Here is a 21,757-nt window from a genome sequence, read left to right on the forward strand (position 1 = left end):
AAAGCAAAAATGACTCGTTTACTCCTTCTTTTGAGCTGTATACTTTTGGTGAGCGTTGGTTTTGCCCAAAAAGTAACGTTTGATGATTATAAAAAACGGGCAGATGCGTGTTTTAATAAGCAGGATTATCAATGTGCCAAAGAAAATTACCAACGGGCGCTGCGCATCCGAAATGAAGAGCCTTATTGTAAGAGCCAACTTCAAAAAACGGAGAAAGCGCTGAAAAAAAATAATACTACAGTAACCCCTGATCCCACGCCGATCACTAAAAAGAACACAAATTCCAATGCTACACCCTTAAAATCGGAAACCGCTACTAAAGTGCCTGATTTTGTGTTGGTAAAAGGCGGCACATTTTCGATGGGCGATGACAAAGGGGCTATTGATGAACGTCCGGTACATGCTGTAACGATAAAAGACTTTTATGTAGCAAAGCATGAAGTAACGGTAGCCCAATATAAAGCATTTACGAAGGCCACAGGAGGAGCAATGCCGCCGGTGCCCAGTTGGGGATGGCAAGAGGAACATCCTATTGTAGGAGTATCCTGGAATGAAGCTGTAGCTTATTGCGAATGGCTTTCAAAACAGGAAGGAAAGAAAATACGCCTTTTAACCGAAGCCGAATGGGAATACGCAGCGTGCGGAGGAGCTAATAAAAATGCCGCTGCTACGGAAGAAACGGGTTGGTATATGGGCAACACCGATGGAGGTGGTACGAAGCCCGTAGGGACTAAAAAAGCCAATAAACAAGGGATTTTTGATATTGGCGGCAATGCCGCCGAATGGTGCGCCGACTGGTACGACAAAGGATATTACGCCGGTAGCCCCCCCAATAACCCCGCCGGCCCTGCTCAGGGCAGTGGAAGAGTAGTAAGAGGGCGTTCTTTTGGCGACGAACCCAAACCCCTAACGTTTCGTTATGGCTTAGCACCTGCTTCTAAAAAGCCTACGGTAGGATTTCGGGTGTGTTATGAGTAATCAAAGGGCCACGCCGTAATCATTCATTAGCCATGTCAGATGTAATCCTTTTTGACGGTGTTTGCAATTTTTGCAATTCCACCATCAACTTCGTCATTGACCACGATCCTGCACATCGTTTTCGATTTGCCTCGCTTCAATCATCGTTCGGACAGCGAATATTAAAAGAAAGTAATCGTCAAACGAGTGATTTTGACTCTGTACTTTTACTGAGAGACGGGAAATTATACGAGAAATCGGCCGCTGCGCTGGAGATCGCACGTTATCTGAAAGGATGGGCTTGGTTGGCTGTTTTTCGATTTGTACCCCGTTTTATTCGTGATTTCTTTTACGATCTTATTGCCAAAAACAGGTATCGTCTCTTTGGCAAAACAGAGGCATGTCGTATCCCGACACCTGAAGAGAAAAAATTGTTTGTGATGGAGTGAGTGAGTAAGTTTGCAGTCATTAATTCATAATTCACTCAATGACCAACTTAATGAAAGCATACGTTTTCCCCGGCCAGGGCTCCCAATTCAGCGGTATGGGCAAAGATTTATACGAAAATAATGCCCAAGCTCGTGCGCTGTTTGATAAAGCGAATGAAATTTTGGGTTTTGAAATAACAAAAGTAATGTTTGAAGGTACTGACGAAGAACTCAAACAAACGGATGTAACTCAACCTGCCATCTTCCTGCATTCGGTTATTTTAGCCTCCACGATTGAAAATTTCCAGCCTGACATGGTCGCAGGCCATTCATTGGGCGAATTTTCGGCATTGGTAGCCGCAGGAGCCTTAGCGTTTGAAGATGCGTTACGTTTGGTAGCCAAACGTGCGGATGCCATGCAACGCGCCTGTGTCATAAGCCCTTCAACGATGGCGGCGGTATTAGGCTTGGACGATGCTAAAATCGAAGAGATTTGCGCGTCAATCGAAGGCGAGGTTGTAGTAGCGGCCAATTTTAACTGTCCCGGTCAAGTGGTTATTTCAGGTACGCACGAAGGCGTACGCTTAGCCGGCGAGAAATTGAAAGAAGCCGGTGCTAAACGTGTATTGCCATTGCCGGTTGGAGGAGCATTCCATTCGCCGCTTATGGAGCCTGCCCGCGAAGAATTAGCTGCTGCCATTGCATCTACCGCCTTCTCAACGCCGCGTTGCCCTATTTACCAAAACGTAAATGCACAGGCGGCGACGGAGATAGAAACCATCAAAGAAAATTTGATCGCACAACTTACTGCACCCGTTCGTTGGACACAATCGGTACGTGCTATGGTGGCTGACGGTGCTACAGAATTTGTAGAATGCGGTCCGGGAAAGGTGTTACAGGGCTTGGTAAAAAAAATAGCCTCTGAGGTAAATACGGCAGGAGTGTAAAACAGACTAAAAAAGTTTAATTTTTTATTTGCTATAAACTCCCTGATTATCAATTCCAAAGGTAAAGTTGTTGTTTTTTGTTCCGACTTTTTTTGAAAACGACTTGACACGTAACCGATAAAGGGCTACTTTTGCACCACCAAAACAGAATTGGTGGATGGTGTAATGGTAACACAGAAGATTTTGGTTCTTTTATTCAGGGTTCGAGTCCTTGTCCGCCAACGAAAAAGCCTCGCAATTGCGAGGCTTTTTTATTTGTATTCTATGTGGTACACAAGTTAATGAAAACCGGGGCACTTTTATTGTCACACAAACCGGTCCAGTATCAAAACTCCTGCTAAACCTACGATTGACACGATGGTTTCCATGACCGTCCAGGTTTGTAACGTTTCTTTAATGGAAAGGTTGAAATATTCTTTAAACAACCAAAATCCTCCGTCGTTAAGGTGTGAACAGATTAAGCTACCTGAGCCAATGGCTAATACCATCAATTCAGGTTTTACTCCCTGACTTTGAACCAAGGGTGCTATGATACCTACCGCTGTCAGGCCTGCTACTGTTGCTGACCCCACACAGATCCGAATCACCCCGGCAATTGCCCATCCTAAAATAAGTGGTGATACATCAACTCCTGCTAACAATTCGCCAATGTATTTGCTGACCCCGCCGTCGGTCAATATTTGTTTAAATCCTCCTGCACCTGCCACGATCAACAAAATAATAGAAACACCCTTGAAAGCTTCTTCAAGCGATTTCATGACGTTTTTGGTGGTCCTGCCGCGTTTTATCCCCAAAAAATAGATGGCAACAAGTACAGAAAAGAGCATTGAGATAGAAGGGTCTCCCAAAAAGGCAAAGGTTTTATAGAGAATGCTGTCTTCCGCAAAATATCCCTTCAACCAAGGCATTAAGGTCAATAAGAACAACGGTAACAGGGATACACCCAAACTGACACCCAGACTCGGCATTTCTGACTCGCTGAATTGCTTGTTTTGAAACAAAGACGCATCAGGTTTTGGGTTGTATTTTTTGAGTGTTGTTGCAAAAACGGGCCCGGCAAGTATAATGGCCGGAATCGCTACGATCATGCCATAAAAAAGCGTTTGACCCACATTGGCATGGAACTGCGCCGCAATGGCCGTAGGAGAGGGGTGTGGAGGCAAATAACCGTGCGCTACCGATAATGCCGACAGCATAGGAACTGCTACATACAACATGGGTAATCGGGTAGATGCCGCAATGGTAAAAATAAGAGGAATGACAATCACAAACCCTGCATTGTAAAACAGCGGAAGGCCAATGATAAAGCCGGCCAATGCCAATCCCCAAGGCAGGTATTTTAATCCAAAAATATTCATCAGGGTGGTGGTGATCCGTTGAGCGGCGCCACTATCGGCCACGAGCTTTCCAAGCATGGAGCCAAAACCGATAATAATTACCAATGATCCAAGAGTGCCTCCAATGCCTTTTTCGAGGGATTGACTGATCGCGGTGACGCTCATGCCACACGCCAAGCCAAGCCCGATACTGACAATCACAAAGGAAATAAAGGTATCCAAATGAAAATAAGCTACTAAAAGGATAAGTGCTAAAATGCCCAGCAGGACGTACAATAAGAGCATAAAGAGTAAGAGTTAAGAAGTTAGGATTGGGTAACTAACTTGGTACAGTTAGTTCTTGCAATAATAATAACTTAATTGAGAATAACTTGTACAAAATAGAGAGCTGAATGATTTTAACCTAATTGAACAAGCTTTGAAAAGTAAGCAGCGGAATGCTGCAATCTACTCCCATACCAACTGAAGAGTTCTCCATCTACCACCGAAATGCGAGCCTTGGGGCATATATCCTGAAATTCGGTGATGTGCTTCTCTTTAAATGGGTAAGGCTCGGAAGATAAAAAAATGTACTCAGGCTGAGCTTCTTTCAGCTGTGCAGCAGTTATTTCAGGATAACGATCCCATGTGCTGAAAACATTTTGAAAGCCCGCCCTGTAAAGCATATCGTCGATAAACGTATGAGAAGCAGCAACCATATACGGTTTACGCCAAATGAAGTAGGCTGCGGTTTTAAATTGAGTAGTAACAGACTGAAGTCCGGAAAAGGATGCTTGAATACTTGAAGCAATAGTCTCAGCCTCTGATGTTTTTCCAACGAGGACACCAACTGTCAAAATCATATCAACAGCATCATCAAGGCAGAAGATATCTGACATCCATACGGGAAAATGCTTTTTTAGATTTTCGATGCTTTCCTGCTGATTTTCTTCTTTATTACCGATAATCAGATCCGGCTTCAGTGTTTTAATTGCCTCAATAACAATGTTCTTTGTTCCCCCGATTCTGGTTTTATATTTTACTTTATCGGCAGGATGAATACAATAATTCGTAATTCCAACAATTTCCGACTCCAGCCCCAGATCAAATAATAATTCGGTTTGTGAAGGCACGAGTGAAACAATGCGTTGAGGTAAATGAAGTAATGTTACCTCATTGTTCATTTGGTCTTCCACAGAAATTTTCATAGAAAGAGAATACTACTTTTTACCTGACCAAGACTTTCGAATGCCTATTTTTCCGCCAAATGTATTTTTATAAAGCTCTCCTTGATCTAAAGCAACGGCAGCAGTCCATTCAAGGCCATCCCACAAATTGAGTTGGCCATCTACTTGAAATAAACCCGAGAATTGCTTAGGAACCGTTGGATAAGGAAAACCGTATGTGCCATAATTCAAACTGTAAGAAAGTTTGCTCAGAAAATGCAGATTTTCTCCATAGTAGCCTTCAAAACCTAAATGATAGACAATGACCCTATTATTACTGGCAATTTCGTTGCTGTTAAAGGGTTCCTGAACTTTTGTGTCTTTGTAATTGGTAATGAAAGGAGTACCGATAATTTTTCGTTTATAAGACCAACCGTCGTAATATTGTTGGTGATTGAAGTAGTTGTCACGGCCCAAAATTCCCTGATCTATATCGAATATTTTTCCACCTTGACTTGTAGTGACCAGTAATTCAAACAACGCTTTTTTTAGGCTGATTTTCCCTTTTGTTCGTTCAGGATAGAGAATATTTAAAGAAACCCCCTGAAGCCCATCCCCAATATTTGTATTTTGTGATCTTGCTAAAGAGCCATCTTCATATAAGTTTTGTCGATATACGAAAAGGCTCATTCGACGAAATTCAAATTCTGCTCCAATATCAAGAGAACCCAAATGGTTTCCCACTCTGTTTGTGGAGTCAAAAGCATTTGCTCCTCCCCTCTTACCTAATAAAGACCCTGTTATCACTAATAGATAATCATTAAAACTGCTTGGAAGGGTTTGGTTATTAACTGTCCCGATATTATCATACGTTTTGCCACCCCACTGTACCTGATGATTAAGGCCACCGTAAAGTTTCAGTCGTGATGAAAGCTTACCTATACGAGCATAAAAGGATTTCTGATGCAGATAGTATCTATAAGCATAGTCGCTTGCACCAAACCAACCATGTGCGTAGGTTCCTTTTAAAGCAATAGAGTTATTGGTAAACTTAAGTGGTATATAATCAACAACGCTAAGTTGAATTTTTGGCATTGGCAGAGCATTGCCGGACCAAATATAAGAGCCGGTGCCAAGCAGGGTATCACATAAACCGAAAATTTCACGTTTTCGACCTACATACAGCTCCCACTTCTTATACCTTAATTGCCCATATAACTCCGGTAAAATCAGTTGGTTTTTGGCAGAAATATTAGCCAAAATATCAATTCCATACCCAACTCGCCAATGAGTTTTATTAGGTAAGTTAATAAGGTCTTTTTTGCTTGCCTGAATTGTAATCCCGGATGATATTGGTGCTGTAGCATATTGATTGGCGCGCATCCAAAATGGCATATTGGCAGTTGTACCGTATCCTGAAATTGATACTTGTTGTTGGATATAATTCTTTTTCGTCGAATCCTGCGAAAATGCACCAAACGAAAAAAACACAAATCCGAGAAGGAGCAGGGTAAATACTAATAAATATTTTTTCACTCAGTTGTAGCCCATTTGGTGGGTTATCAGTTAATTTGGAAAAAGTTATTCGAATATCATTTAACGGATAACATTGAAAGTTAAGAATTGCCAACAAATAAAATCAAAAAAAAACGTCTCTCAAAAAGTATCTTGGTTATATTGTCCCTTAAACAACGAGTATGACTATCGTAGAAGCAAAAAAAATGCTTGGAATCCGTGAAGATCAAATTTGGCTTTTAAAAGCTGCATTATTTGCGCCGCCGGAAGCACATCACTATTGGATGCTTTGGAAAAGACACTGGCAACTTGAAAACGTAACCAAAGAAGAGGCAAAATATACAGTTTTTATAAATATAGACGGCGATTCTCAGAGAATACTTCCATTAATATACAGAAATTTAGAACATACGCAAGACCCACTCTTACCTGCTTTACGAGATGCTTACCGAAACACTTGGATGCGGAACCAAAAATTATTGCACAGAGCCCAAAAGGTAATTCAGACCTGTAATGAGGCGGGAATTTCTACTATGCTGCTCAAAGGAATTCCCATGTCATTGCATTATTATAAAGATATTGGTGTAAGACCCATGGGCGACGTTGATATATTAGTGCCTTGGGAAGAGTTAGAGCCTGCCATTGAAATATTAAAAAAATTCGGTAATAACCCTGACCCGATTGAGTTCAAATACAAACATCTCATACATGCAGTGCATTGTTTTGATGAAGGAGGCATAGATATAGACTTACATTGGCACGCATTCTTTTTTCAATATTATACGGATGAATGCGTTTTAAAAAAATCGGAATTTCGACAGACATTTGCCTTGACGGGGAGCGATCAAACTTTTATTTTATCAGATTCTTTTCAGCTTTTTCATACCATAATTCATGGCACTATTGGAGGGATACCTTCTATTCGATGGATACCCGACGCATTTACAATTCTCAAAACGAGCAACTCAATAGATTTTAAAGCGATTATTAAATATGCAGAAGAGCGTAATGTTCAATTTGCTCTGCACGTTGGATTGCTTTTTCTTTCCAATCAATTTGGTTTTGATTTTATTGTACCCGAATTAAATAACCAAAGCAAGACCCAAAAACTGTATTTGAAGTTGTCTATAAAGAAACCTGAAAATTTACTGTCATTTGCAGTGATTGGTGTTGCAAGAAACATACTGACTTATTATTTGTTTATTAAAAATGCCTCAAATTCATACCGGCTTGGGCAGTGGATTAGCCAAAAAATAGTATTTCGATACAAAATGAGGAGTTAAAACAAAATTATTACCATGTTTTTTGAATGCCGGCAAAAAAAAATTGATTTCTAAACATCCCTCCCAAATCGGTAGCAATGCTTAGTTTTCCAACCACATTTTTAAACTGAGAAATTTTTTTTCAGCAGTGATTAATGAAAAGAATTGAAATCAAGCTACCCTAAAAAAACTACCCGTAAAGCCCTGCTGAGATATTGCTTCTGTCTGAAAAACAGGCCTTTTCTGCCCAAGTAACCCACGCGAAAATCCTAATAAAATAAAGACAGTAAAAGGTTGTCAATTTATTAAATCAAGGTTATGTATTGAGCAATAGTCCCAACGTCGACGCTTATTTGCCTTTTCCTTTTGCCATATCAACTACTGTGTGAATAATAAGCCATAAGTCAAAAAAGAAAGATATTTTTTTTAGGTAAATCAAGTCATAACGTAAGCGTTTTTTCATCTCATCTGCTGTTCTTGCGTAGCCAAATTTTACCTGACCAATTGAAGTAATACCGGGCTTGACTAATAAAATTTGCTTAAATTCCTCAGAAGCTACTTCCATTAAAGTCTTCACATCATAGTCAGCCAAAGGGCGAGGACCCACAATTGACATATCTCCTTTCAAAACATTATAAAATTGTGGAATTTCATCTAAACGTGTTTTTCGCATAAATTTTCCCCAAGGAGTGATTCGAGCATCAAAATCATCATTGGCGTGCCCTTGCCATGCCCCTACATGCATGCTCCTAAATTTATATATCATAAATCGCCTCCCCAACTTACCCGTTCGTGCCTGAGAAAAAAAGATGGGACCTTTTGATGTAAACTTTGTGATAATTGCAACCATCAAAAATATAGGAGAACCAAAAAGTAATACTGATAAAGAAAAACTAACATCAAAAACTCGCTTAAGCCACTTTATTTTAACATCTTCCCACATTTGATTGGAAAGACTTATGATGGGCATCATATCGTGATACTCAATAACGGACTTTCGGCCAAGAAAACTTACAAAATCAATTACTAACTTTACCTGATAATCTTTTGTAGATGATTTATTAACCAACTTATCAAGCTCATCGCTTTTTATGTAAGGTACACAGCAATATACACAATCTATTTTCCCGGACGAAAGCAATGTGTCCAGACGTTCATAATCCCCCCTCAAATAAAGGCGATTATCTTGTGTAAGACTATCAAAAAATCCATAGAACTGATACCCCATTTCGGGATGATTTTCATAAAATTGCTTAATGGCAATAGATAATTTTCCGTGGCCTACAATGACATAGTTGCGGGTATTGTGCCCGGTAGCCCTATATATTTTTAAAGTAACTACGCCAAATACTCGCCATAGGCTGCCGCCCACAAAGAAAATGAGATAAAAATAGAGCAGTTGCAGCCGAGAATAATTTTGGTCTTTCAAAAGTATCCAACAAATAGCAAAGAGTGCGGCATGGATAGTAACCAGCGTAGCATATTGCTCAATCAGATTAAAAACATGGAAGCGAACACGGGAATACCGATACGGCTTGATAAATAAAATCATCAAAAGCCAAATTAGATTATATAATCCTTGTAGTAATATATATTCAGGGTGAACGTTTATGCTTGCTCCCTTAAGTATAAATTGATAAGATAACCAAAACGAGGCATTGAGACAGATAAAATCTATCAACAAATGGATTGGTAAAAATAAAACAGAGTAACGGTGCTTCATTATCGCATATATTAAAAACGATGCTTACAAAAAAGAAGATGCGAATCGTTTGGAGAAAATACAAGGCTAAATGCCCTATCAGCAAATAAGCAAGCCCAAGAGTTGCTCTTGGGCTTGCTTATTTGCTGATATATTCTTAGACAGCCAAGAGAATTTACTTAGTAATCAGCAGGTTTTGGATAAAGCTTTGATTTTTCTCAGTACGAAGAACTCGTAAAAAATAACTGCCATTCGTGGCTCTGTCACCAAGTGAATATTTGGTTGTAAAATCTTTTACTTTTCCTTCCTGTCTTACCAATGATCGTCCGTTCAAATCTGTAATGTCAACTGAAATGTTTTCGTTAGGTGCAAATCCTTTCAGACGAATATCGAATGCGCCGTTGCTTGGATTTGGATAGACACTTACTTCTGCCTTTTCAGATACTTCCGCAATTTGCGTGCCAACTGTAAAATAGGACGCTCCAGTCAATACTGCCTGCCCTGAAACAACACTGTTCTCAACACTTCCGGCAGTTATATTCCATTGATTGTCACGTAATTGAAGGATTTGACTGTTGGCTTGCTCCGCGGCGACACTAACCTGCAGATTACTATAGTTATTGCTGTTCTGAACAGACCAATAAGTGCCTCCGGTTATTTCTTCTACCTCATCTGCCTGTTTAGTTGAAAGCCGACGTGGACTTTGAGCTACGAAGCCTACTAAAATGTTATCTGAAGTTGTTGGTTTGGAAATGGCAAATGAATGTAATTCGCTCCCATCTCCAACGGGGAAACTAAATGCATCGTCGCCTGATTTTTGAACAAATCCTTTTACGTGTGAGCGATTGGAAGCTCCTGTAATTTGAGCGTTGTCTGCTAAGCCAAGTGGAAACATTTCATTGTTTTCTATGATCCCTTTACCAAAACTGAGTTGATTTTGTACAATCAATGGAGCTTGTAAATTTACCTTGCCTGCCTGCGATAAAAGGAGTGAACCTACGTTTATTGCATTCTTGCTTTGAAGCAATTGAGTTCCTTCGCCATCTAAAACTACTTGTCCATTCAGTGCCATTTCACCTTGGTTGGCCATTCCTTTACGAAGATGAAGCGTACCTTCTGACTTCAGGCTGCCATGGTTAATGACTTCACTGTTTATAGCAACTACTGCTCCGGAACCGATATATACTTCAGCCGAGGAGAAGAATTGTGCATGACCGGCATGGGCGCAGATAATTCCTGATAATATAAGTAATTGCTTTTTCATACAAAAAAGATTATATAGTGCTTTTGATGTTTCGATGAGTAAAGCTAAGACTTTTTTTGAATTACCAACAACAAAAAGAACCATAAATTATCTAACGGTATGTTTGAAATGCTTAATTTCCACCCGATACAATAGCTGAAATTTGTTCGATCATGCAGCACCTTAAGTTTAACGATTCCCTTTACGAGCTACCTAACCAAATAAACAGTACCAAGTTTGGAATATGATTTGTTTTGAACATCGGTATAATCTATTCTATACGTATAAGCGCCTTGGGTGACTTTTCGCCCATTGGCGTCGCTGCCATCCCATGCTTTTGTCCAACTATCGGTAGAATAGAGGACATTTCCCCAACGATCATAAATGGTTATTTGCCCTATGGTTATGGCTTGTCCTTTTATTTCAAATGTGTCGTTGACTGAATCGTTATTAGGTGAAAAAGTATCAGGGACAAATAACTTAGGGACGCGCGCATAGACAATGGTATTGGAAATACTGCTTTGTCCATCGGTAGAAGTGGCCCGAACGCGATATATTACTGTGGGGTCATTATCATTGATATCTATAGGCCATTCTGCTGCATTATTATTTGGATAAGTAGCCAAAACTTGTCCGTTGTCGCCAATTTTTTCAATAGTATAAGTAGCTACTGCTGAAATAAAAGGCGATTGTGAAGTCCACTTCAATGTTTCTCCGTCTACTTCTAAATAAATAGTGCAGACAGTAGGTTGATTGGTGGGTCTACGGTCACAAATATCGGTATAGGACACTTGGTAGCAAACTGACCCCTGAGAGGTATTTGTCGTAGAATCTATTAAAGTGTTACTTATTCGTAGTATTTCTGAGCCATTCCTATTGAAAGAATAATTTTTTGTTTTAACAGTATTGGGGAGTGTTATAGTTATCTTTCCATATATATTATCTACTACTGTAGTAACTGCATTTGTAATGGAAACCGGATCTTGCAGTACTTCAAACGTTTGAGGGTCGCTTACGGCTTTACAACCTGCCAAAGCCAAGGTACCTTCACCTGTTACTTTAATTTGGTAAGCACCCGGACCTGTATAGGTGTAAGTAGGAGAGGGTTGGCCCGGGGCGAAAAGCTGGGCAGGCTTACCATCTCCCCAATCTATAAGATATTGCCCGAATGCGAGCCCTGTAGTATTGATCATTAATTTGGTTGAATTTCCACATCCATCCGATAAAGTAAAAGTAGGCTTGGAGGAAGAATATACCTGTACTGAGTTGCACCATAATGAAGGTTTTCCATTAATAACTCCCATTTGAACAATGGCATATGAACCGGGTTGAGTATAGGTAAAAGAAGTCTGGGGAGTTGCCTTAGAAGTATCCGCTTTACTTTTGTAGTCGTAGATATAGCGGGCCTTTGTTACATTGGCAGGGGTGGTAACCTGTACTGCACGACCTGTACATTGAGTACCTACTTCGGTACCTGCTATACTAAAACTTCCGTCAACCCATTGAGGACCAAATTGAGATGGAAAAGGGCATTGCCCAAAAACAACTCCTCCCCAACCCATTCCACATAAGTATATAGCACATAATGAAATAATATAAGGTAGAAACTGCCGATTCTGTGAGCGTATCATTGGGAATGAAAATTTCATTTGCAAAAATAGAAAGAGAATACCAATATCTAACGCTGCACATCGGCACAAAATGCTACCGTTAGATAATTTTAGAGTAAACCATTTTTTGGTTCTGATTTTATCCCTTATTTTCGATGTGTGAAATAGAAACGAAAACAAAACTATATTTAAACATGAAAAAAATTCTTACTCTTGCTTTGGCCTTTAGTTGCGGGGCTGTTTTGGCACAGAAAGCAGACAACGTAGGGATTGGCACTACAAAGCCTGATCCTTCTGCCCTGTTAGACTTGAATTCTAACTCGAAAGGTCTATTGTTACCTCGGATGAGCCAAGCACAACGCGATGCCATCAAAAATCCTGCGGCGGGTTTGATTATTTTCCAAACAGATCAGGTAGTAGGTACTTACACTTTTGATGGTACTGCTTGGCAACCTTCCAGTGCACGTACAGGAGAAGCAAGTTCAGTAGGGGCTTGGGATAAGCAGGGAAACGCCGTGGACGCTACTGATTTTATCGGTACTACCAATAACTTTGCATTGAAATTTAAGGTTAATGGCGCACCTTCAGGTAGAATTGAGCCGGGACAGAATACTTTTTTAGGTTACTATGCCGGAGCCAATAATACCGGGGGGAACAATACAGGATTTGGTTATGCCGCTTTATATCAATCAACCGGTGTTAACAATACAGCTTTTGGATCAGAAGCGCTTTATCAAAATACAAGTGGTATTGATAATATCGCATTTGGAGCAGGGGCTTTAAAGGTAAATACGTCAGGTTCTGAAAACTTTGGTCTAGGTGCTTTTGCCCTTTTTACAAATACCACAGGAAGTGGAAATATTGCTTTAGGTAGAAGAGCTTTATATACCGGTAATGGCAGCAATAACGTTGCCATTGGAGCAAGGGCTTTAGAAACTACAACAGGTAGTGGTAATATTGCTATCGGAACCCAAGCTGGGTTTAATGAAACGGGTAGTAATAAATTATACATTGCTAATAGTAATACAGCCAATCCTTTAATTAAAGGAGACTTTAGTACTAACTGGGTAAAAGTTAATTCAAAAACAACCGGTTATTTAGCGGTTGGTGATTTTGATGCAGGTACGCCAATGCCAACTCCGGCCGGATATCGTCTAATCGTTCAGGATGGTATTTTGACCGAGAAACTTAAAGTTGCACTCAGAACGGATGGAGCAAACTGGGCGGATTATGTTTTTGAGCCAAGCTATAAGCTGATGCCTTTGGACGAAGTTGAAAAGTATACCAAAGCTCATAAGCATTTGCCAAATGTGCCTTCGGCTGATGAAATAACCAAAGAAGGTATTGATGTTGCTAAGGTAAGTAAAATGTTTATGGAGAAAATAGAGGAACTAACACTGCATATCATTGAATTGGATAAAAAAATTAAAGAGTTAGAGGCGAAGAAATAACCCTCTAATTGCAGTATCATACTAAAAAGGGTGATGGCTTTATCGGCTATCACCCTTTTTAGTATGATTTAGTGTAGTGTTCTTAGATTGAAAAAGTATTATTATCAAATCCAGATCAATTGATGGGTTTAGAGCCGTATTTTAAAATAAGATGCAGTAATTTAAATCCTTTCATGTATCTTGGTATATATACTTTAGGATTAGAAATACAACGGGCAAGCCATCCTAAATATAATTTATCTACCCATTTCGGAATATGAGTCTGGCGCCCTGTTTTAAATGCAATAGCGGCTCCTGTGCAAATTATTGCCGGACGATAGCTCAAATTTCGGCGTAGATAATGTCCCAATTGCTCTTGAGTCCCCCCTCCTATATTAATTAGAACCCAGAACGGTTTTTTAGCTTCTATTTTTGATAACAAGATATCATCTTCAATATTTCCATTGTAAAAAGGAGCAGTATATAAATTATCTGATGGAATGGCCAATCCTCTTTGAATAAAGAATTGTTTATTAATCATTGTATCCAACTCTGTCGGATTAACCAAAAAAAGGGAATTAAATCTAAGTTTGTTTAAATGACTGATAAAATAATTAATAAACTTTAAACCTGAAATCTTTTCAATTTTTTCCTTGGAAATGAGGTTCCATGAAAGAACCATAAATCCACTGTCAGGAATGACAACGTCTGAATTTTTCAAGGCATTATAATATACATGATCAGTTGTTAAAGATAGCATAGAAGGAGCTGCCGGTGCAGTTAAAAGACCTCCATTTTCATTTAAATAATCAAAAACTTTGTCCACACTTCCATTAACAAATTTTACTCCAAGTATAGTAACGATATTAAAGTAGGTCATAGTAGAAAGCCGGATAAATTAGTGCACATCAGAATAGTTAGAATTGATTTAGTTATTTAATCCCTACTTCTACATAAGCTAATCATGAATATTATGCGAGTAAATAATAAAGAATCTTGTACTTTTTGTGCTCTATTTCTTTATCAGAATAAAAAATAACAAGTTATAAGGCAGGGTGTTAATTATAATTTTTAATCCACTGAATTGTTTTCCTAATACCATCTATGCGTATAAACGGTAATTCTCCAACAATTTCTCGGGTAGGAGTAAGATCGAATATGTTATCAGTGGTCATATTATTTAATCTGAACCGAGTCATTGGGAAATTTTTATACACTAATTTAATGAAATCACCGGTCATCGCAAGCCCTTTCATTAATCCATACGAAACCTTATAAGGTTTTCTGACTTTCGCAATCTCAGCAATCTCGTATGCCCAATCACTTATAAATATAGGTTCATAATCACCTAAGTAGTAGGTTTTTTGAAGCGTACTTTTATTGTTTAAAATGGCGTCAATTTGAAATATAGTATTTTCAACGTAACCATAGGTCTTGGTACAGGAATGTTTCCCGATATCCAGGTAATTTTGATTTAATACAATATCAAAAAACCTTCGATAAGGCTCTCCAAACCAAGGACCCCAGATTGAAGTTGGTCTTACAATTGACCATTCAAAGGGAAGATTATTGCTGCGTATCATTTTTTCCATCACTACTTTACTCTCACCATAGATGGTATGCGGGCAATAATCTTCATTGTGAACAGGTTGGTAGCCCACTTTGCAGACATACATCGTTGAGGCAAACACTGCTTTCTTTACATTCTTTGAGTAACGGAGTGCTTTGATTAAATTTTCGGTTCCATCAAAATTTACTCTGTAATCATCTAAGTGGGTGCCGCCCAAATCTGTTCGTGCTGCAAGATGAATGACATAATCGGGATTGATCTCCGCGATAATTTTCCTTAGACTATTTAAATCCAATAGATCAACCTGAAGCCATAATGAATCATGCTTTGGATTCATATTCTTTTTGATATCCAAATTGTAAACCTCAAAGTTCTTGCCAAGGTAATAGTCTATGAGGTTTGTGCCGATAAAACCTGAGCCGCCGGTTACTAAAAGTTTATCCATGGGTGATTCGTTTGTAAAGCGCATCCATTTCTATTATTTTATTATCACTCCCGGTATGAAAATCCATAGGGGCAACAAGGGCAAATCCCTGTTTTGATAATAAATCATGAATTTCTTCAAAAATAGGTTGAGAATCATATAACTTTTCAAATGCCAGTTCAAGAACAATATAATCTATTTTTCCCAGTACTTTATTAGCGCCCTCCAAGATAGTCTTTTCAAGCCCTTGAGCGTCTATCTTCAATAGAGTTGGCCGTTTTAAAGAAATAGAACCTACGTAGGTATTCAGGGTAGTACAGGCAACCTTTATTTCTTTGGTTTTGCTTTCTTTGTATTTAGGATTAGTATTATTGTCGCTTACCTTTAATGCAGAACTTATATGAGAATACTCGCTTTCATAAAAAGCAATTTCTTCTTCTACATTTGAGAGGGCTGTATTATTGATATAGATACCTTCCAAGCCGGCGGTCTTTTTTTGAAGGTTATCAAACAGTTCCGGTAATGGCTCAAAGGAATGAATAACAGCATTGGGGAAGCGAGTTCTGGCTGCAAACAGAAACTGTCCATGATTTGCGCCGATATCCAGAATACTGTTAAAGTCAGGGGTATATTTGGCAATACTCTCAACAAGTTTAGTAGAGGAAATAGAAAAGACTTTAGACTTTAAAAAGTACTTGGAGACACCTTTGACCCGTATCAATTCCAGCGCTCTAATTAGACGATTTAACAGCAGACTCATACAAATTTTTATATTTTACTTTTAATTGTGGAACACTAAATGATTGACCAAGCTGAAATGCATTCTTTTGAAAATCAATCATAAGTGGAACACTTTCAATGATGGTTGTTAGGGCATGTACTATGGAAATTTCATTCAATTCGCACACCCAACCAGCCTTGTGAGCCTCTATTGAACTGCAAATATACACATTATTTGAAACTAAGGCAGGTAACCCTGCCTGCATAGCTTCTACAATGACAATGCCGAAATTCTCGTTTTGAGAGGTTAGCACAAAAGTATCGGATCCGTAAAAAGCAGCTATTTTATCATACCCGGATAGTTGCCCTAAAAATGAAACAACTTCCTGAAGCTTTAATTTAACTACAAGTTCTTTAATTTTCTCAACATACAGAGGTTCCCCTGTACCCGCAATTGCCAATTTAACTTTTTGCTTATAGAGGTCAGGCAGAAGAGAAATGGCGTTTAGTAAATCCTCCAACCCTTTTTTGTAATTGATTCGAGATAAAAATAAAAATACAAAATCATCGTCACTATACTGATATTTTTCTCTAAATGACACACTTAAACTGGAGGGGCTGGACGGAGAAATGCTGAAAACGGGCAAAGGAATAGAGTGAATTTGACAGGATGCGCTATAGGTTACAAGCATTTGCGCTTCTTTGTCAGAAGTGCAACAGATAAATTTTGAATGTTCCAGATAGGGTTTGACAATAAGCGGGCCAAGTATTTTTTTGAAAAGCTGCTTTTTTTGCAGATCAAACGGATCTAAAGATCCATGAGGCCATACAATATAAGGTACACCGGCCTTTCGGGCTACCATAGAACTTTCAAGACATAAAACATTCCAAGTACTGTGGAATACTAACAATTCAAAATTAGAAATATTTTTTTTAAGCCATTCAATTGCGTTTTTACTTCGATAAAATCTTTTAGGAAAAGAAGAAGAGAATAAAAATAAATTTTCCTCATTGAATTCTACAGTATCCAACTCATAGGAATGTTCCTCTATAGAGAGGACAAAACTGCAGTATCCTAATTCTTTTTCTACCCGAATAATATTTGAAACACTGTAAGGCAACCCTCCCAATCGTTTATCTAATCCCTCTATTATATGTAATACTTTCATTCCTCGTATCTGATTAAAAGATAATACATGATAATGAAAGCATCAATATTTGTAAAAAAAAACGCAAGCCATAAAAATGAATAATATTGATTTTGAAATTTAACCTTTGAATTTGCCTTAGTCAGAGCCATAAAATAGATAAGAAAAGAAATAATGCCTGTTTCAACTATCCAATAGTACCAACGCATGTTTACATTGTAAGTAATAAATTTTTCTGCCCTTTCATTATAAATATAATCTCCCATAATCCCTGAAAAGTAGTTAGGGTCAACAAACGAAAAATTGCCGGGGCCATAACCGGTAAGCAATAATATTGGGTAATCTGAAATAAATTTATAGATCGGATACTCCATGTCTCTTTGTAAAGGCATTCCTAAGAATTCATTGTCTTGAGTAATATCATCAACTTCCAATCTTGAAACAGCACGTTCTGCTATTAAATATAATAATAGGTTTTCTCTGTTATTTAAATAACTCTCAACAAGTAATGATTTTGCAGAAGATATGATCAAAAAAAAAGCAATAATCAACGAAATACAGCTTAAAATGATTTTTCGAATACTGAATAAATTTTTGAAAATAAAGAAAACAAAAACGGCAGATATAAAAATAACCCAAAAGGTTTGAGATAAACTCAAAACAGCAACAGTTAGGACAAATATGAATGAGGTATATCGCTTTTCAAAAAAAATAATGGGAAGAGCAATTCCAATAAACGCTGAAAAATTTTTGGGTTCATTAAATAACGCAGAAACTCTTGGAATAGACCACATTTCATTGCTGGCATTCCTGTAACGTGGGAGGGACCCTATAAGCCTTGAAAGGTTGGGTTCATCAATAAATTTCACAAATAATATCTGTAATAAACCTATCACGCATGATGCTATTGCAACTCTGGTAATGACGCGATTAAAAAGTGCAAAGCTCAGATTAGATCGGTCAAGATAAATCTTATACCCCATACTAAAAAAAGGCAAGTAATTCTTTATATAAAAATAAATAGGTTTGGTGTAAAATTGTATACTGTTAGTATAGGGAGCAGCAAAAATTTGAGGATTGTACATATGCCAAAGCAAACCAAATAAACTTGCAATCAAAGGAAGTATTAAAAGAATAATAAATTCTTTGGAAAAAGTTATTTTTTTTATCAAAAAAAGATATATTGCTTCGAAAAAAAAAGCATAAGAAACAAAGAAAGATGGGCCAATGGTAGGGCCAATAAATTCAATATTAAATGTCTCAGTCGCAAAAGCAAATACAACTGCTTCAATGACTGTAATTTTTTTTGTGTAATAAAAATAAAGTATACCAATGCCAATAACAAAGGAAATAATACTAACCAGTATGCCGGTAATTGGGTGTAACATTTATTTTTTTAGTTGAATGGCAATTCCTGTCGTTTTGTAAACAATAGACTTAACACTATACCGAATAAGTTGAATGTAATACTGAAAATATAAAATATATTTTGGCGCAATTTTGTTAATGATTTTTGCTTTTAAAACTTCTGCAAAAACTCTTTGATCCGTACTTGCGCCCCCGTCCACCATTTGTGCCAATGTTTTCTCAATAAAAAGAGCATTTAATCTGCATCCTATTTTTAGAAAAAATGCATAATCACCGGCAATTTTATATGAAATGTCAAATAGTCCATACTGCAAAAATAATTCTTTAGAATGCAAAGAGCCTACGTGAGCAATATTCATGAATTTTTTCATTTTTAACCACTCCCACGCTGAACCAATACTTTGTCTGGGTCGATATTGAGAATCCACAACTTCGACAACGGATGAAATATAATTTACTTTTTTTCGACTTAGCGCCAATTCATTTATATAAGTTTCAATTGCCTGCTGATGCAAAATATCGCCGGCACCAACGAATGCAATCCAATCTCCCCCGGCTTTAGCAAGGCCTTTATTCCAGGCATCGTAAATGCCTTTATCAGGCTCACTTACCCAATAGGTTAGTTGAGAACTGTATTTCTTTATAATATCCAGCGTACCGTCTGATGAGTTACCATCAATGATAATGTACTCTATTGAGGAATAACTTTGTGAAAGAATACTCTTAATTGTTTTTTCAAGAAATGGAAAACCATTAAACACAGCAGTAATAATCGAAACTTTAGGAGTATATGTTTCCATATCAAAGTATTTTTTCATTTATTACTTCTTGGTAGAATTGTTTTAAATTTTTGGCATAGTGTTCCCATGTATAATTGTCCTGAATAGTCTTAGCAGCATTTGTACCCAATTTCTCACGCAAATGTGAATCCAAGGCCAGGCTTTCAATCTTGTTAGCCAAAATTTCAGGAGCATCAATGGGGATAAGTAGCCCATTGTCACCATCAATAATAGGTACACCACAATTATTAGTTGTAATGACAGGCAATCCTGCCGCCATTGCTTCCATTGCAGAGCGAGCTGAACCCTCAGCAAAAGTAGGGAATACATAGATGTCTGCATTGGTCAAAAAGGATTTTATATCATCCTGTAGAAGTGCACCGTGCAAAATAACATTTTTGGGATGGCGTAAATTTTTTAGGACAGAAGTTGCTTCTTCAGCATAAGGCCCCACTACATCTAATAGAAAAATCAATCCTCTTGATGTTAATATATTAAGAGCATCAACAAGTGTAGCTGCTCCCTTTCGTAAATCGAACGTACCGGTAAACAGTAATTTAATTATTTTATCCTTTATTGTATAATCTTTTTTAAGCTTAAAAAAATCCTTCCGAACACCCCAATAAATAACTTTAATTTTTGAAGATGGGAAATTCTCTAAAAGGAATGTTTCTTTCACATAGTCTGAATTTACTAAAACATAATCGGCTTCCTGACAATCTTTGAGCACTAATTTCCAAAACTGATGATTTTCTGAAACCAAGGCTTTTTTATTGAACTTTTTGTACTCTTGCTGGAGGCTTAATCGGATGGCTTTAGGATGTGCAATACTGTGATCAACAATTACCTTTATGCCATTCTTTTTAGCTTTTTGAATAGCTCCCCCTTGTCCGGCACCGCTTCGTACGTGAAAAATATCTGCATCAGTTAAATGATTTATGGTGCAATACCCCCAAAATCGCCAACAAAACGACTCCAGTTGATCTTTGAAAAAAAAAGAAATATGCCGGAAAGGCAATAGCCCCCAATATAAGAATTCAGGTAGTGCATTGGTTATTATTTCATTGCTTGATAATTCTTTAGGAGTTCGTACAAGTAAACGCTTTGAAAGTTGTGGCCTACCAACCATATTCCCAATAAAATTTACAACTTTAGCGGGAATATATCGAGGTACCCAACCCGTTAAGTATTTTATTTTAACTTCGCCTTGCCTCTTTAAAGCGATGCTTGTTTCAATTAAATGAATTTTAGTAAGGCCTTGCGAGATAATAAGTTTCATTAAAAAGAATAATTGTTGATTTGAGCGTAAATAAAAAGTTCAATTCCCGAAACATCAAGAATGTTTTGGCTCTTCATATCCCATTTTTTAATTTCTTCAATAGATGAAGAATTGCTTCCAATTAAATAAGGAACATCTTTAAATACATTCTTAAAAAAAACTACATTCAAATAGTTAGGATGAACTTCTCCCCATAGCCTATGAAAGTTCTCAGGCTCTTTTTCTTTGAATTCATTAGAGCCATTTGGGCAATAGCAAATAAATAAGCCGTCTGACTTTACCAGTTGTTTAGCTAAAAGAAACATGCTCTTAATGTCAGGTAAATGCTCAATTACATGGGAACTGAAAAATACATCTACAGGAGCTTTTAATTCTGAAACAGAGGTAAATATATCAAGTCCCAATTTATTTCCAAATTGCGCACGCGGTACAGAAATTTCATATGATTGCACATTCCAACCTTTTTTTTTGAATTGATAGCTCGTATATCCCCAATTAGCTCCAAAGTCAACTATATTTATTGGGCTTTTAGGGAAAAAACTATTTATTATTTCTATTTTTGATGATGAATCTTTTTCGATACCTACAAAATTTTGTTCTAATAATACTTCTAGTTCTTTATCTGAAGGTAAATCAGTTGTTACACCATCTTTCTGCTCATAATCGTCTTGATAGAATTTTTTGTTAAAAGATATAGTATCGGTAGGGTGTCGATAATAGAGTTTGCAATTCTTGCATTCATTAAGGGTTGTTATTAAATATTTCCTATCAATAATTGAATAAACAGTACTTCCACAATAAGGGCAAACCTTTGAAGTAGTATAATTCTTAATTGACCTTAAAAAATATTTGATTTTGTTTTTCATAAAAAAATATCTTGAAATCTATAAAAC

General features: G+C 37.7%; 19 protein-coding genes and 1 tRNA gene. 6 read left to right on the top strand and 14 right to left on the bottom strand.

What is annotated here, in order from left to right:
• Nucleotides 1-9: 9 nt before the first annotated feature.
• The 4 genes from ACQY73_RS32490 to ACQY73_RS32505 all read left to right on the top strand — a co-directional run bounded on the left by ACQY73_RS32490 (nt 10) and on the right by ACQY73_RS32505 (nt 2,554).
• Nucleotides 10-978, top strand: a complete 969-nt coding sequence (locus tag ACQY73_RS32490) for a formylglycine-generating enzyme family protein (RefSeq protein WP_428658440.1) — start codon at nt 10-12, stop codon at nt 976-978.
• A 32-nt stretch (nt 979-1,010) separates the two neighbouring features.
• On the top strand, nt 1,011-1,406 hold the full coding sequence (locus tag ACQY73_RS32495; RefSeq protein ID WP_428658443.1) for a thiol-disulfide oxidoreductase DCC family protein: 396 nt from the start codon (nt 1,011-1,013) through the stop codon (nt 1,404-1,406).
• Between the two features lie 50 nt (nt 1,407-1,456).
• Nucleotides 1,457-2,332, top strand: a complete 876-nt coding sequence (gene fabD, locus ACQY73_RS32500) for an ACP S-malonyltransferase (protein WP_428658446.1) — start codon at nt 1,457-1,459, stop codon at nt 2,330-2,332.
• Between the two features lie 151 nt (nt 2,333-2,483).
• A tRNA-Gln gene (locus ACQY73_RS32505) sits at nt 2,484-2,554 on the top strand.
• A gap of 83 nt (nt 2,555-2,637) precedes the next feature.
• Here the strand turns inward: ACQY73_RS32505 and ACQY73_RS32510 are convergent.
• The 3 genes from ACQY73_RS32510 to ACQY73_RS32520 form a co-directional block, all read right to left on the bottom strand.
• Nucleotides 2,638-3,954, bottom strand: a complete 1,317-nt coding sequence (locus tag ACQY73_RS32510; RefSeq protein ID WP_428658449.1) for a gluconate:H+ symporter — start codon at nt 3,952-3,954, stop codon at nt 2,638-2,640.
• 113 nt (nt 3,955-4,067) lie between these two features.
• Nucleotides 4,068-4,856: an ABC transporter substrate-binding protein gene (locus ACQY73_RS32515; protein ID WP_428658452.1), complete on the bottom strand. Its 789-nt coding sequence runs from the start codon at nt 4,854-4,856 to the stop codon at nt 4,068-4,070.
• Between the two features lie 12 nt (nt 4,857-4,868).
• On the bottom strand, nt 4,869-6,350 hold the full coding sequence (locus ACQY73_RS32520) for a capsule assembly Wzi family protein (RefSeq protein WP_428658455.1): 1,482 nt from the start codon (nt 6,348-6,350) through the stop codon (nt 4,869-4,871).
• A 161-nt stretch (nt 6,351-6,511) separates the two neighbouring features.
• Here ACQY73_RS32520 and ACQY73_RS32525 point away from each other — a divergent pair, with 161 nt between their 5' ends.
• Nucleotides 6,512-7,612: a nucleotidyltransferase family protein gene (locus ACQY73_RS32525; RefSeq protein WP_428658458.1), complete on the top strand. Its 1,101-nt coding sequence runs from the start codon at nt 6,512-6,514 to the stop codon at nt 7,610-7,612.
• Nucleotides 7,613-7,940: 328 nt separating this feature from the next.
• Here ACQY73_RS32525 and ACQY73_RS32530 read toward each other — a convergent pair whose 3' ends face one another.
• The 3 genes from ACQY73_RS32530 to ACQY73_RS32540 form a co-directional block, all read right to left on the bottom strand.
• Nucleotides 7,941-9,314 (bottom strand): sugar transferase, encoded by a 1,374-nt coding sequence (locus tag ACQY73_RS32530; RefSeq protein WP_428658460.1) that lies wholly within the window; start codon nt 9,312-9,314, stop codon nt 7,941-7,943.
• A gap of 154 nt (nt 9,315-9,468) precedes the next feature.
• Nucleotides 9,469-10,641, bottom strand: coding sequence for a T9SS type A sorting domain-containing protein (locus tag ACQY73_RS32535; protein WP_428658463.1), 1,173 nt, complete (start codon nt 10,639-10,641; stop codon nt 9,469-9,471).
• Between the two features lie 104 nt (nt 10,642-10,745).
• Complete coding sequence (locus tag ACQY73_RS32540) at nt 10,746-12,167, bottom strand: gliding motility-associated C-terminal domain-containing protein (protein WP_428658466.1); 1,422 nt, start codon at nt 12,165-12,167, stop codon at nt 10,746-10,748.
• 173 nt (nt 12,168-12,340) lie between these two features.
• On the opposite strand from ACQY73_RS32540, the gene ACQY73_RS32545 reads away from it, so the two are divergent.
• A complete protein-coding gene (locus ACQY73_RS32545) occupies nt 12,341-13,597 on the top strand; it encodes a hypothetical protein (RefSeq protein WP_428658469.1) in 1,257 nt (418 codons plus the stop codon).
• A 115-nt stretch (nt 13,598-13,712) separates the two neighbouring features.
• Here ACQY73_RS32545 and ACQY73_RS32550 read toward each other — a convergent pair whose 3' ends face one another.
• The 8 genes from ACQY73_RS32550 to ACQY73_RS32585 form a co-directional block, all read right to left on the bottom strand.
• On the bottom strand, nt 13,713-14,456 hold the full coding sequence (locus ACQY73_RS32550; protein ID WP_428658472.1) for a WecB/TagA/CpsF family glycosyltransferase: 744 nt from the start codon (nt 14,454-14,456) through the stop codon (nt 13,713-13,715).
• 178 nt (nt 14,457-14,634) lie between these two features.
• Complete coding sequence (locus ACQY73_RS32555; protein ID WP_428658475.1) at nt 14,635-15,591, bottom strand: NAD-dependent epimerase/dehydratase family protein; 957 nt, start codon at nt 15,589-15,591, stop codon at nt 14,635-14,637.
• The gene (locus ACQY73_RS32560; RefSeq protein ID WP_428658478.1) at nt 15,584-16,330 is read right to left on the bottom strand and encodes an FkbM family methyltransferase; all 747 of its coding nucleotides are present in this window, start codon (nt 16,328-16,330) and stop codon (nt 15,584-15,586) included. The genes ACQY73_RS32555 and ACQY73_RS32560 overlap by 8 nt, the downstream gene beginning before the upstream one ends.
• Complete coding sequence (locus ACQY73_RS32565; protein ID WP_428658481.1) at nt 16,302-17,459, bottom strand: glycosyltransferase; 1,158 nt, start codon at nt 17,457-17,459, stop codon at nt 16,302-16,304. The genes ACQY73_RS32560 and ACQY73_RS32565 overlap by 29 nt, the downstream gene beginning before the upstream one ends.
• Nucleotides 17,456-18,826, bottom strand: a complete 1,371-nt coding sequence (locus ACQY73_RS32570; protein WP_428658484.1) for a hypothetical protein — start codon at nt 18,824-18,826, stop codon at nt 17,456-17,458. The genes ACQY73_RS32565 and ACQY73_RS32570 overlap by 4 nt, the downstream gene beginning before the upstream one ends.
• The gene (locus ACQY73_RS32575) at nt 18,827-19,624 is read right to left on the bottom strand and encodes a glycosyltransferase family 2 protein (RefSeq protein WP_428658487.1); all 798 of its coding nucleotides are present in this window, start codon (nt 19,622-19,624) and stop codon (nt 18,827-18,829) included.
• Nucleotides 19,608-20,864 carry a glycosyltransferase family 4 protein gene (locus ACQY73_RS32580; RefSeq protein WP_428658490.1) on the bottom strand — a complete coding sequence of 419 codons (1,257 nt, stop codon included), beginning with the start codon at nt 20,862-20,864 and terminating at the stop codon, nt 19,608-19,610. The genes ACQY73_RS32575 and ACQY73_RS32580 overlap by 17 nt, the downstream gene beginning before the upstream one ends.
• Entirely contained in the window at nt 20,864-21,730 is an 867-nt protein-coding gene (locus tag ACQY73_RS32585; protein ID WP_428658493.1) for a class I SAM-dependent methyltransferase, read from the bottom strand. The genes ACQY73_RS32580 and ACQY73_RS32585 overlap by 1 nt, the downstream gene beginning before the upstream one ends.
• Between the last annotated feature and the right edge of the window lie 27 nt (nt 21,731-21,757).

The organism is Runella sp. (assembly GCF_965279615.1).
GTDB lineage: Bacteria > Bacteroidota > Bacteroidia > Cytophagales > Spirosomataceae > Runella.